The sequence below is a fragment of the Oryzomonas rubra genome, assembly GCF_008369015.1.
Taxonomy (GTDB): domain Bacteria; phylum Desulfobacterota; class Desulfuromonadia; order Geobacterales; family Pseudopelobacteraceae; genus Oryzomonas; species Oryzomonas japonica.
Map to the genome: position 1 here is coordinate 165,113 of NZ_SRSD01000002.1, position 12,323 is coordinate 177,435.

Below are 12,323 nucleotides of genomic sequence, written 5' to 3' on the forward strand. Positions count from 1 at the left end.
CCAAGACAGAGGCATCGGAACGAGCGGAGCCGTGAGGGCGTCACGGGTTCAGGCACGGGTCCAGGCCCAGGACAATCCACACCTTGATTTATGCCCCGTTTCTGTGCGATAACTAGTTGGTTTCGCAACACGCCACACAGGATCTATTCCATGCACATCATGGTCACAAACGACGACGGCATCAACGCTCCCGGCATCATCGCCCTGGCTGCGGCCTTGGGCGAACTGGGGACCGTGACGGTCGTCGCCCCGGATCGGGAACAGAGCGCCGTCGGCCACTCCCTCACTCTGCACGCGCCGCTGCGGGTCTTCGAGCTGCGCAAGGGGTTCTACGCCGTGGACGGCACCCCCACCGACTGCGTCAACATGGCCATCCACAGCCTGCTCTCCCATCGTCCCGACCTGGTGGTCTCCGGCATCAACCACGGCGCCAACCTGGGGGACGACGTGACCTATTCGGGCACCGTGGCGGCCGCCATGGAGGCCAACCTCATGGGCATCCCGGCCATCGCCGTTTCCCTGGCCACCCTTGCCTTCGAACGCCAGGGGCACTTCGACGCCGCCGCCCAGGTGGCCCTGGGCATCGCCCGCCAGGTCCTGAATAACGGCCTGCCGGCCGACACCTTCCTCAACGTCAACATCCCCAACTGCCCGGCCGAAGAGATGCAGCCCACGCTCATCACCCGCCAGGGCAAACGCTCCTTCGTGGGCACGATCATCGACAAGACCGACCCCCGGGGGCGCAAATACTACTGGATCGGCAGCGTGGAGCCGGCATTCAATGACGAAGAGGGGACCGACTTCCATGCCGTCAACCGCAAGCACGTATCCGTCACGCCGCTCCACCTGGACCTGACCAACCACGACTCCATGAAGGTTCTTTCCCAATGGCCCCTGTGACGCGACTGGACATACCCACCCGCCTTTGGTATAGTGCCGCCTTCTTACGGGGCGCACAACCATGAACTACGATATCGCCAGAAAACGGATGGTCCAGGAACAACTCATCGCGCGCGGCATCGACGACCGCCGGGTCATCGACGCCATGCTCAAGATCCCGCGCCACATCTTCGTCCAGGAGGCCTTCGCCGCCCAGGCCTACAGCGACAACCCCCTGCCCATCGGCGAAAAGCAGACCATCTCCCAGCCCTTCATGGTGGCCCTGATGACCGAACTTCTGGCCCTGACCGGCACGGAGAAGGTGCTGGAGATCGGCACCGGTTCCGGCTACCAGACCGCCATCCTGGCGACCCTGGCCGACCGGGTCTGCACCGCCGAACGCATCCGCCCCCTGGCCATGCGGGCCAGAAAATGCCTGGATTCCCTCGGACTTTTCAATGTAAAATTAAAAATTAACGACAGTCACGACAGCCCCATCGGCTGGGAGGAAGAGGCCCCCTTCGACGCCATCATGGTGACGGCCGGGGCTCCCGACGTGCCGAGCGTGCTCACCGACCAGTTGGCCGTGGGGGGCAGACTGGTGATCCCGGTGGGGAATGAGATCGAGCAACGCCTGCTCAGGATCGTGAAGGAACCGGATGGAACCCTGGTGACCGAATCATCGGTCGGCTGCCGTTTCGTCCCCCTGATCGGACGACAAGGATGGCAGATAGAGCGCACGTAAAAGAGCGAGGGCTGACCATGCAACGTGACCACCTTCTGGATACTGAAAGTAGCGCCTTCCTGGAAAAAGAGCCCACGGTCAGTGTGACCCTGGCCCTGGACGATGTGGACGAGCCGCTGGAATTCCCGGACGACGAAGCGGCCGCCGAAGAAGAGGAAGAGGCGGTTGAAGAGAAGCTCCCCCCGGAAGAGCTGGAAAGCTTCGACGACGCCATCAAGATCTACCTGCGGGACATCCAGCGCACCCCCCTGCTGACCGCCGAGGCGGAGAAAGCCTTGGCCCGCAGCATCGAAAAGGGCGACAAGGCCGCCCGGGACAAGATGATCGAGTCCAACCTGCGGCTGGTGGTCAAGATCGCCAAACGCTACATCAACCGCGGCCTCCCCTTCCTGGACCTGATCGAGGAGGGAAACCTCGGGTTGATCAAGGCGGTGGAACGGTTCAACCTGGCCAAGGAGTGCCGCTTCTCCACCTACGCCACCTGGTGGATCCGCCAGGCCATCGAACGCTCCCTGGTCAACCAGTCCCGGACGATCCGCCTGCCGGTACACGTCTCCGACGACATCAACCGCATGCTCAAGGTCACCCGCGCCCTCTCCCAGACCCTGCAACGGGAGCCGTCCGTCCAGGAGGTGGCCGACGCCATGAAGGCCAAGGTGGCCTACACCCGCCGGCTCATGACCCTGCTGCGGCGCACCTGTTCCATGGAGACCCCCATCGGGGACGGCAACGACTTCTTCCTCATCGACACCATCGAGGACAACTCCCTGGTGTCGCCGTCCGACCTGCTGGAGAACGTCAACCGCTTCGAGATGATCTCCCGCCTCTTCGAGGGCCTGAGCGAGAGCGAGCAGAAGATCCTGACCCTGCGGTTCGGCCTGGACGACAAGGAGCCCCAAACCCTGGACACCATCGGTCAGAGTTTCGGCGTTACCCGGGAGCGCATCCGCCAGATCGAGGCCAAGTGCCTGGAAAAACTGCGCAAGCTCTCGGAGAACTGAGACCTGGAGAAAAGAAAAAGGCTGACATCTGCCGCAGAGACACGGAGACACAGAGGTCCACAGAGAAAGCAAAAAACTTTTGGATAAAAGTACCATTCCAACCAGATGTTTTGGAGTTTCTTGGATTTTACCCCTCTCTCCGTGGCAGGTGTTTTTCCCGGATAAACCGTTTGGCACTACGCACACGTAGCGAATTTACCTACCGATAAGGAGCACAACCTGATGGACGAGTTGAAGAGCATCATCCGCGACATCCACGACTTTCCCAAGAAGGGGATCGTCTTCAAGGATATCACCACCCTGCTGCAGGACGCCAAATCCTATCACCGCATGATCGACCTGCTGTCCCACCACTACATCGGCAAGCACGTGGACAAGGTGATCGGCGTGGAGGCCCGCGGTTTCATCATCGGTTCGGCCCTGGCCTACAAACTGGGGGCCGGCATCGTGCTGGTGCGCAAACCGGGCAAGCTCCCCTCGGAGACCTTCAGCAAGACCTATGCCCTGGAATACGGCACCGACACCCTGGAGATCCACAAGGACGCCATCAAGCCGGGCGAGCGCATCCTGATCGCCGACGACCTGTTGGCCACCGGCGGCACCATGGCCGCGGTAGTGGATCTGGTGCAGAGCATGGGGGGGGAGTTGGTTGATTGCTGCTTCATGGCCGAGTTGGAATTCCTGGAAGGGCGCAAAAGACTGCCCGAGGGCAAGGTTTTCTCGCTGCTCAAGTTTTAGGGACAGTACGGGACACCGGACGAGCGTTTTGCTTGAAACCGGGGCGTAACTCTGCTATAAAAGTCGTTCAATTTCATCAGTCCCCGTAGCTCAGCAGGATAGAGCACTTCCCTCCTAAGGAAGGGGTCGGACGTTCGAATCGTCTCGGGGACGCCAATAAAAGCAAGGGATTAGCTGAAAAGCTGGTCCCTTTTGTTTTACTGTGGAGCACGCATGGAGCATATTTTGAAAAATTACTGCCAGAGAGCACCTATGTATTTCGTTCCTCCGGCGTCTTCCATGACGTAAGCCATTTCAAGGCGTCCCTAGAATCAACCATCTTGCGGGCCAGTGCCAGTCGATCCAAGACAGCAGCCTTCTCTGCATCCTCCAGATCGACGGTCCTGTGCTCGACGTCTGCAAAGAATTCCTCAATCCTCTTTGCCTTGGCCCAAGCCTTGATGATGTCGGATAGCTCATCGCGACTATCCTTGATCGCCTTGACCCGTCGACGCTCCGCCTCTTCCAGGGCCTGTCTGCCTCTCTCCTCTTCCCGCCGCTGACGTTCTATCTCGCATTGCTGCTCATACTGTTTTCTCTGGATTTCCGCCTTGTGCTCCGCATCTTCAACCTGTTTAGCAATCGTAGCTGATGCAATTTCAAGTTCTCTTATGATTCCGGGAAGTTTGTCTGGAAAATCACCAGCCTTTTTTTCTTGCCATTGTTTTGTCCATTGCGTCCCCGGATATGGTGATGACGCTTGAATGCATAGCCTGCCGCTCGGCATGTCCTGTGTTGACGTCCATGAGTATGTCCTTGCCGCTTTCTTTAGCTGTTGCGGGGTAAGATCAGTAATCTTTATGTACTCTCCGTCAATATGTCGAACCTCCACGTACTCGGTCATCTCGTAGACAGAGAGTCCTATGGCTACGTTGCCGATGAACACGAGAGTAGGCCGTGACGGTGACCACAAGTAGGAATTGTGGTTGCCACCTCTCACCTTTTCTCGCTCATCGATCGTACAACGCCATAAACACCGGCCATGCGGAGAAAATTTTACCTGATGCCCGTGTGCCTCAAGATCAAGATAGAGTTCGTTTGCCACATCAATAGTACGCCTTGCCGTTTTCTTGGATGTGATTATATCCGGAAGGAGCCTTTTTATGGGCCTGATGAATGGATTGAAGATAGAATCGCGCCCTTCATTAAGGCGATCTTGAAAGCCTGCAAGCAGCGGATGAAGTGCCGGAAGCTCACTGCGTTTTCGGCGCTTAAACTTCAGAGGGTGAGTTTGTAACTTTAACGGCTCCCGCCTTGCCTCACCATCTCGCGCCCATTCCAACTCATCGCCTGGACGAGCTTCTGGCAGCGGTGGTTGCTTCGGGCGTTTCCCAGTTGCGTGCATGGCCCAGTAGCCCCTTTGTGGCCGCGGGACGTTAAGTCGTGTACAAATACGGGCGAGGAAACTCGACGAAACACAGTACTTCAGGGCGACTTTGGTCATCGGCTCAGCCCAGACTTCTTCATACAACTGTTCTCGGCTGACTCGGTTGGCCTTTCTTGCAGAAACTGCTGATTCGTACATGAATTTAGCCCCTTAACATAAGTAACTGCCCTCGGCATAATAACATGTTGGATGAATATGAGAAGTCATGAATACGGCTTGATTGTTCCAAATTCAAGGTATATATTTCTATAGACCAATATTTTGGAACAATGACGGGGCCATGAACCTTACGGCACAAAAAAACTCCTGGAGCTTTTCGGGAAGCAAAGTGTGGTGCGTTCACGCGACCTCGAACAGTATGAGATCCCCCGTATTGAGATCAGCCGGCTTTGCCGGCGAGGAATAATCCAGAGGGTCGGGCGCGGCCTTTTATCGACTGACAAGTGCAGAAGTAACAGAACACCAGACCCTGGCAGAGGTTGGTAAAGAAACCCCACTGGGGCCTGCCCTTGATATGGGCCAATGTCTCGTGTCAAGGGCAAGCCCCGCGAGCAGTCCCTTTTAAATGACCTCTCAACCTCAACTACTGTTGTCCTGCCGAGGTTATCAAGCGCGACAACATCAGGGCGTTTTCCGTTTCACGCCCACTTTTCAAGCCGGTCTCCTGTCCGCCATTCCGTCCACCCGGCACGCTCCGCAATTATTCTGATACGCTGAATGTCAAGCGTATGTATTAAGACAGCGCCAGCGCCCCTTGCAGGTTCAAACACTCTTCTGCCCTTCAACCAACCCTTTGACAGGTCAATTGCCCACCAAAGATGTGAATCGGCTTGGTGATTTGCCCCATGGTTATCAGCATTATAGGCGCCCAGATTGACCCACCTGGTATTTATAACTTAATGATTTAACTTGCGGAGGCAATAAGGGGATAGGCTGCTTATTGAACCCACTGCTACTAATTTGTTGCCTGGCCCCCCCTTTATTGGCTCTGCTTGCCGGTGTGAACCTCCATAGCTATTTTCGAAAGACGGATCAATTCTTCGTCTTCAAAGTTATCAATAAAATATTTCAGTCTGCTGACAGCATCTTCTTTCTCCTGCCCCAGCAGATAAAGCACAGAGAGTACTCGCGCAACTTCACGTGCAAACTCAATCGGTTCGGCCTTGAAATCCCGCGAAAGAAGATAGCGAATTCTCCACCTCAACATCCCCGGCCTACGATGCAGTAACCTGGATATTGCAGTGATTGCACGGATGCGGTGTTTCGGATTATCTGAATCCAGCAGAACATCGTAAACTCTTTCAAACAGCTTTTCGTTGGCTCCAATAAAATCGACCAATTCATCAATCCCGGTAAGCCCTTCCCCCTCTGTGACTTTATTACGAAAGAACTCAGGATACCTTCGGTCTAACGCCCGCCTTGCTTCACCACAGCTCCAGTACCACTTCGGATCATCTCTGGACCATGTTCGGTTACCCAGTTCCTTTCCGAACCATCCGTACAGTCCATACGCCATAGCCGCCGCCATACCGCCGCCGGACCTGTCCCAGGTTCCTATTTCCCTGATCCGGAAAGCTATTTTATGGTTAATGCTCTCACTGGTGCCGTCCAGGTACTCCAGCACTTGATGAGCACGCCCGCCGGCAGCCCAGCCCATGAATCTAAATACTTCATGAAGATATGAGCCTCGATGGGTGCAATTGATTGAATACGGATACCACTCCTGCAGGACCCGACAGAGTTCACTTCCGACAGGCAGGCGTTCACATGTCATCATTTTTTTGAGATGTTCCGGCAGGTCATGCAGACTTCTCAACTCACAAACATCACGGGAAGTCATAGTCATACCCCACTCCCTACCCCCATCCCTCGGCAAAAAGACAATCGGAATGCCGTGATCGTCGAAATAGTGCTGCACAAGCGATACTGCCAACAATCCCGGAAAAGTAATTGCCCTGACAAGGAGCCCGTCAAGATCTTTGAAACCTTCTTCTAGCGCACACACAACGTTGTTATCTGACCAGATGGATAGAGATGGCAGGTTGTTATTCAGAATCTTCTTTGCCTCCAGACAGGAAGACAATACTTCCTTTTTGTTCTCATAGTAGTCCGAGTAGAATCTTACTGGGGATTTGGAAACGTAATATTTTTCATCACTTGAATCAGATAAAACAACTGCAACACCAATATACAACCGAGTGTCTCCAGGCCGAGGCAACCTGACGCAAGGAATCTCATACTCTTGAAAATAGTTTTTCAACCTTGAATAATCTTCTTTACTTATCGAGAATATTTTTTCCATGGATATCCCCCTCGTATGCTGAATTAACCTCCGTGTCTGTTTTCAAACGGTAAAAGGAAAGCCGGGAGAAGATACAGTTCAGCATCTGCTGACGCCTATAAGGGTCCGGTTGTCATGAAAACAGTTTGTCTGGTTGTGTTAAAGGGTAAAGTGCATATGAGCCCCCTAGACTGAAAAACCCCTTCCGGATTGTCGGAAGGGGTCATAGTCCAAGAGGAGTTTGACGTGGCTTCCTTATCTTCCGGATTTCTCCGCTGGATTTAGCACCTGCCTGTAAGGGTGGTTGCTGCAACTTCAAAGGGCCAGTCCCTCAGTTGCTCGTGATAAGAAGGGGTGTTTCGATATGTTAAATAAAACATACTAAACTTTACAAATTCTGTCAAGGTGCCGAACGCGCTTGGCGTTGACCCGGGACGCAATAAGGAGACAGGCAACAAATACGTCACCGATGGGCCAATAAGTAGCCTGTCCCCTTATTGGCTCTCGCCTGCGGTGGTTCAAAATCCAATGCCGATTGACATCGGCGTATTCTGAGATAATCATTAATCAACTATTTTTCCACACCATGCCGCTTCTGTAGCACTTTTTATTGCTCTCGTACATGCAGATGAAGGGAGACGTCTTATGCCTGAAGGCCCAGAGATCGAAACTGAAAATTTGCACGAAGCAATTAAAGAAGAACTGGAACGGGAGGGGGGAACATTTCTCAGGCTCATTTCAATTACCACTGCAATTCTGGCAGTTCTCGCCGCTATTGCATCGCTTCAGGCCGGAGCTACTGTCAACATGGCCCTGGTACTGAAGACGGAAGCGACGCGACTACAATCCGAGGCATCGGACCAGTGGGCCTATTACCAAGCCAAAGGCATTAAGGCAGCGGTCCAGGAAGCGTCACGCACGGCCTGGTTGGCCATTGGCAAAGAACCTCCCGCCGCTTATGAAGAAAAAATGCACCGCTACATCGAAGAGCAGAAAGAGATCCAGGGCAAGGCACTGGAGAAGGAACGAGAACGGGACGAGCGGCTAAAGGAATCCGATCACCTTCTCCATAAACACCATGGCTTTGCAAGTGCGGTCGCCCTTTTTCAGGTCTCTATTGCCTTGGGCGCCGTGGCGGCACTTACGCGCTACAGATTGGTCTGGTTTGCTTCGCTGCTCGCCGGTGGAGTAGGCATAATACTCTTTGTCTGGCCAATGTTTCAATAAAGAGGTAAACGGCCCGGCCAATAAGGGGACAGGCAACAAATACGTCACCGAGGGGACAATAAGTAGCTGTCCCCTTATTGGCTCTGCGAAGATACCAATCCGCGCCAGGTATCGCAAGAGAGGGATGGCCGTTATGACAACGTTTAACCGCCTGATTCGTCTGACTATCCTAGCGCTCGTTCTCACGTCATGCAGCCAATTAAGGATCGATGTTCAACAGAACAGCGATCCGGCCGCCAAGGCACCGCATTCCGACTGCCTGTATTGCCACACTGTTGCCAAACCGGAAGGGGAAACGGCGCTTTTTCCTTCCTACGTCGACCCCTCACATTTTTGTCCCGACTGTCATAACTACACGACAAACCACCACCCGGTAAATTTTATCCCAACCATGCAAATCAAGCCGCAGTTTCCACTCTATCTCGGCAAAATCGAGTGCCTCACGTGCCATGAAATGCATGGCGGCCCGCAACACAAGGGGACACCGATGTTCTTACGGGGAGGCCCGTACACTGATGTGAGAACGATGTGCTTCAATTGCCACACTGCCGAACAATACGCCACGATAGATCCTCATGTCATGAGGCAGGATGATGGAAGTCAAACCGTCGTCAATGGCAAGGTGGTATGTTTATACTGCCATGAATTGGAGCCGGACCCTTCGCAGGACCGGGCGAATATGGTGTTATTCAAAGCAGATGTGTCATTTCTCTGCATGAGGTGCCACACTCTGATGCATACAGGTTATTTTGAAAAACACTTCCTGCTAACGCCACCGGGCGAAATCAAGAAAAACATCGCCAGACCGGAAATCCAGGAAAGGTTTTCGCTGCCGCTGGTCCCCCGAGGGCGCATTACGTGCACAACGTGCCATAACCCCCATCAGGAAGGTATCATTTCCTATGGGCCTTCAGCCGCGGGAGCGGATTCGGTCCACAGGCTCAGGGACGAGAACGTTTGCATAGGGTGCCATTAGTTTGCGGCGCCCCGGCCCTCCCGGGGGATCGGCATCCGGGCGGTAATTATTTCAACATTTTCTGGATCGTGGCGACATTTCTAACATATTGAAACTGCATTTGAATTCAGTACTTATATGGGGTAAAATTAATAACCATGAATTTGATGGGGCGGCAGGGGGTGATGGGGGGCAGCTCAAAAATGGTCCGTCATCGGCGGCTATCCCGATAGAAGTACTTATGGAGTAAGCGAACCCTTAGCAGGCAAAAAGTTTGCAAGTCGTGTGGGAGGGGAAAATGGCTCGATGGTACCTGACATCAAACGAGAATTCGCACCAACAAGCCGAAAACGCATGCAGGAGAGCGGGACTGAACTCCTCAGGGCATCGTTCCACCCATAATTGCCATGTTCAGGCATACCTAAAGCGTGCCGTTGGCACCAACAACCTTGTTACATGTGGAGAAGACGATTGGATCTGCTCAGCCGGCACGATCATTTACCGGTCCAGGCTTGGCCCTTCGGCGCTTCGGGACTTCTATTCCGATTTCGTCAACAGTGGCATTGAAGCTGTACGCTCAAGGGCAATCGGCCACTACGCCGTCGCGATCAGGCATAACAATAAAATAACCGTCTTCACCGATCCTCAGGGTGCGATTTCTCTGTATTACTCAAACATGGATTCGTGCTGGAATATTTCGAATTCGCTTGATATCTGTGCGCAGATGTTGCCAGAGCGGAGAATAAATCCAATAAAACTGGTCATGACCGCATTTGAGAGCTGCACCCTGGGAGAAGAGACTTTTTACAGGGGAGTGAGGCGGCTTTTCGGCACCCAGGCGATAACTGTCGACCTCAACGATGGAGTATTCAAAGTAAATAACCTGCCTGATACCCATACTGCCAGGCAAAAATATTCATCGATTTCCGATGCGGTTGACGGTTATAAATCTGAGGTTCAGGCGGTGTTCCGCGAGATAACGGCGGTCGGATCTGTTGGGCTTTTCGGAACGGGTGGACGTGATTCAAGAACCATCCTGGCGGCATTATTGGATCAGGGGGCGGCTCCTAAAATCATGTATGGAGTCGGAAACAGCGACCTGACTGACGACCGCCCAATTGATCTTGAGATTGCAACAAAAATCGCCGAAACATTCAACCTGCCTTTCCAGCTACTGGACTGGTCCGGGGAACAGCCATACAATCAAAACATTTTACAAGAGTTATTCCAGACTTACGGCTTCCAGTATGAGGTTTATGGCGCTTCCCGGTCGTTGTTAGAGGAATTAAGCGGCGGCATTTCACCTTATCCCGATCTCCTGCTCGGTGGGCGTGGCGTTATTACGGCATGTAGGAGACCATGGGCGCAAGAGCATAGAAACTATACGATCAACGACCTCATTGAATTCAATATGTCTTCCGAAGGCAAGAGCCCAGATCTTCCTTGCCGGGAGCTATATAGATCCGAATTCATCCAGGATCTGAGAGAGGGGTTGCGCCATGGCGGGATAGAATTTCCTGATGATGAAGCACCATTAGAAACGTTCGTAAAAGCCGCCCTTTTCCTTTACATCCGTACCGATGCAAGGTTTCTTAACTTTGCCAATGAGTTTTGCCACTATATTGACCCACTAGCGTTGAAGTGTCTGCACGATTCACTGTTAGAGATGCCATTCGAGTATCGATCGAACGATGCATTCCAGATACGGCTCATTCATACCCTGATGCCAGAGCTCTTAGAGCTGCCCGTATGCACTACGCATAGGCCGGCAAAAATTAATCTCAAGACTTTCGAGTTGGAATTCCTGGATGTTTATAAGCAAGCGTTTCTGTCTCGCCTTGCACATGCGGTTTTACCTTCCGCCTGTATTGAACCGGCAAAAAAGTTGTACCACTTTGCAAAAGGTGGCAAAAAACGCGAGAGTGCGATATTGCCAGATGACAGGAAGCTCAAGAGCAATCAGATTATGGAGACGTATGGTAGACAGGTGCTGAGCGACCCGTTGTCCACGCATTATTTGACGACCACAACTTTCCTGAAAATAAAAGCAGCTGAGAGATTTGCGCACTATCTGGCCGGGGTGAATGCTCTGGGGTATCTGGAATAGCCTTTCAGGTTTGTCCCGTTACGCCCGCGGATACACGGCATATTCAACGCCGTTTTTCCCGGCATGCTTCACGTCATACATGAGCTTGTCCGCTGTCGATATGAGGTCATCGAGTTCGCATGCCCCGTCCGAACAGGTTACGACCCCCATGCTGATGGTGGTGGGCCACTTGTTGAGTTTCGCCAGCCGGTCCAGTGCCTTCACCAGATCCAGCGTTACCGTCTTCACCGCCTCATGGTCCGTCGAGGGGAAAAAGATGGTGAATTCGTCCCCGCCCAGCCTGGCGATAATATCCGTCCTCCGTATCTTTTCCCGCAGGCAGCTTACCACCGACTTGAGCAGTTCATCACCCTTGCGGTGCCCGTACCTGTCATTCACCTTTTTAAAGTTGTCGATATCGAAATAGGCAATGGAAAAAGGCCTATAGTCGCGCCGCAAGCGCAATATTTCATACTCCACAAGCTCGGTGAAGGCTCGAAGGTTCATTGCCCCGGTCAGCGCATCGGTGCGGGACAAAATCCGTTCGTTGTCCAGAAGCTGGTGGATTTTACCTACCATGACGGCGACGACGCAGAAGATGCCGAGCGTCGACAGGTTGTTCCATACGGCGGCGAGCATGTTCGCCTGAAAGCTGTACCGCGCCAGAATGGCGGTGCACGTTATGGAAGCCAGCAGACCCGCGCGTTTGCCGGCAAACCAGGTGGTAAAGGAGATGGGAAAGAGATAGAGAAAGGAAAACATGTATTCCGGCGGCGTCAGAACGTCCAAAGCCCCGAGGAGCACGCAGCATAGCAGCCCGATGGCGGCATTGACGGTGCTCCCCAGCCGGTAGAGGTAGTCGAAATAGCGGGACGAGACGGTTTCCTGTTTATGCACCATGTTCACCCGGAGAGGTTATTTGGATAGATCATGCCATGTTTTCACCCTATTTCAATACCTTAGTCCTATTTTTTACGGGATGATC

11 protein-coding genes, 1 tRNA gene and 1 riboswitch are annotated in these 12,323 nt (G+C 53.3%); of the genes, 9 read left to right on the top strand and 3 right to left on the bottom strand.

Annotation, left to right across the window (positions count from 1 at the left end; translation table 11 throughout):
• The first annotated feature begins 150 nt into the window (after positions 1-150).
• The 5 genes from surE to ET418_RS03680 all read left to right on the top strand — a co-directional run bounded on the left by surE (position 151) and on the right by ET418_RS03680 (position 3,519).
• Entirely contained in the window at positions 151-900 is a 750-nt protein-coding gene (gene surE / locus ET418_RS03660; protein ID WP_149306229.1) for a 5'/3'-nucleotidase SurE, read from the top strand.
• Between the two features lie 61 nt (positions 901-961).
• Positions 962-1,624, top strand: a complete 663-nt coding sequence (locus tag ET418_RS03665; protein WP_149306230.1) for a protein-L-isoaspartate(D-aspartate) O-methyltransferase — start codon at positions 962-964, stop codon at positions 1,622-1,624.
• 17 nt (positions 1,625-1,641) lie between these two features.
• Positions 1,642-2,625 carry a sigma-70 family RNA polymerase sigma factor gene (locus ET418_RS03670; protein WP_149306231.1) on the top strand — a complete coding sequence of 328 codons (984 nt, stop codon included), beginning with the start codon at positions 1,642-1,644 and terminating at the stop codon, positions 2,623-2,625.
• Between the two features lie 222 nt (positions 2,626-2,847).
• On the top strand, positions 2,848-3,363 hold the full coding sequence (locus tag ET418_RS03675) for an adenine phosphoribosyltransferase (RefSeq protein ID WP_149306232.1): 516 nt from the start codon (positions 2,848-2,850) through the stop codon (positions 3,361-3,363).
• A gap of 79 nt (positions 3,364-3,442) precedes the next feature.
• Positions 3,443-3,519: transfer RNA gene (locus tag ET418_RS03680), tRNA-Arg, on the top strand.
• A 94-nt stretch (positions 3,520-3,613) separates the two neighbouring features.
• On the opposite strand, the gene ET418_RS03685 is transcribed toward ET418_RS03680, so the two are convergent.
• Positions 3,614-4,927 (bottom strand): hypothetical protein, encoded by a 1,314-nt coding sequence (locus tag ET418_RS03685; RefSeq protein ID WP_149306233.1) that lies wholly within the window; start codon positions 4,925-4,927, stop codon positions 3,614-3,616.
• 168 nt (positions 4,928-5,095) lie between these two features.
• On the opposite strand from ET418_RS03685, the gene ET418_RS18635 reads away from it, so the two are divergent.
• Positions 5,096-5,275 carry a type IV toxin-antitoxin system AbiEi family antitoxin domain-containing protein gene (locus ET418_RS18635; protein ID WP_149306489.1) on the top strand — a complete coding sequence of 60 codons (180 nt, stop codon included), beginning with the start codon at positions 5,096-5,098 and terminating at the stop codon, positions 5,273-5,275.
• Between the two features lie 493 nt (positions 5,276-5,768).
• Here the strand turns inward: ET418_RS18635 and ET418_RS03695 are convergent, their stop codons facing one another.
• Positions 5,769-7,091 carry a hypothetical protein gene (locus tag ET418_RS03695; RefSeq protein ID WP_149306234.1) on the bottom strand — a complete coding sequence of 441 codons (1,323 nt, stop codon included), beginning with the start codon at positions 7,089-7,091 and terminating at the stop codon, positions 5,769-5,771.
• A 231-nt stretch (positions 7,092-7,322) separates the two neighbouring features.
• Positions 7,323-7,421, bottom strand: a riboswitch (SAM riboswitch).
• 294 nt (positions 7,422-7,715) lie between these two features.
• On the opposite strand from ET418_RS03695, the gene ET418_RS03700 reads away from it, so the two are divergent.
• The 3 genes from ET418_RS03700 to ET418_RS03710 all read left to right on the top strand — a co-directional run bounded on the left by ET418_RS03700 (position 7,716) and on the right by ET418_RS03710 (position 11,359).
• Positions 7,716-8,297, top strand: a complete 582-nt coding sequence (locus tag ET418_RS03700) for a DUF4337 domain-containing protein (protein ID WP_149306235.1) — start codon at positions 7,716-7,718, stop codon at positions 8,295-8,297.
• Between the two features lie 133 nt (positions 8,298-8,430).
• Positions 8,431-9,273, top strand: coding sequence for a cytochrome c3 family protein (locus ET418_RS03705; protein WP_188055259.1), 843 nt, complete (start codon positions 8,431-8,433; stop codon positions 9,271-9,273).
• Positions 9,274-9,550: 277 nt separating this feature from the next.
• Positions 9,551-11,359, top strand: coding sequence for an asparagine synthetase B family protein (locus ET418_RS03710; RefSeq protein ID WP_149306237.1), 1,809 nt, complete (start codon positions 9,551-9,553; stop codon positions 11,357-11,359).
• An 18-nt stretch (positions 11,360-11,377) separates the two neighbouring features.
• On the opposite strand, the gene ET418_RS03715 is transcribed toward ET418_RS03710, so the two are convergent.
• Entirely contained in the window at positions 11,378-12,238 is an 861-nt protein-coding gene (locus ET418_RS03715; protein WP_149306238.1) for a diguanylate cyclase, read from the bottom strand.
• Positions 12,239-12,323: the final 85 nt, after the last annotated feature.

Coding starts and splice junctions, on each gene's coding strand:
- surE (WP_149306229.1), top strand. CDS start 151: ATGCACATCATGGTCACAAACGACGACGGCATCAACGCTCCCGGCATC.
- ET418_RS03665 (WP_149306230.1), top strand. CDS start 962: ATGAACTACGATATCGCCAGAAAACGGATGGTCCAGGAACAACTCATC.
- ET418_RS03670 (WP_149306231.1), top strand. CDS start 1,642: ATGCAACGTGACCACCTTCTGGATACTGAAAGTAGCGCCTTCCTGGAA.
- ET418_RS03675 (WP_149306232.1), top strand. CDS start 2,848: ATGGACGAGTTGAAGAGCATCATCCGCGACATCCACGACTTTCCCAAG.
- ET418_RS03685 (WP_149306233.1), bottom strand. CDS start 4,927: ATGTACGAATCAGCAGTTTCTGCAAGAAAGGCCAACCGAGTCAGCCGA.
- ET418_RS03695 (WP_149306234.1), bottom strand. CDS start 7,091: ATGGAAAAAATATTCTCGATAAGTAAAGAAGATTATTCAAGGTTGAAA.
- ET418_RS03700 (WP_149306235.1), top strand. CDS start 7,716: ATGCCTGAAGGCCCAGAGATCGAAACTGAAAATTTGCACGAAGCAATT.
- ET418_RS03705 (WP_188055259.1), top strand. CDS start 8,431: ATGACAACGTTTAACCGCCTGATTCGTCTGACTATCCTAGCGCTCGTT.
- ET418_RS03710 (WP_149306237.1), top strand. CDS start 9,551: ATGGCTCGATGGTACCTGACATCAAACGAGAATTCGCACCAACAAGCC.
- ET418_RS03715 (WP_149306238.1), bottom strand. CDS start 12,238: ATGGTGCATAAACAGGAAACCGTCTCGTCCCGCTATTTCGACTACCTC.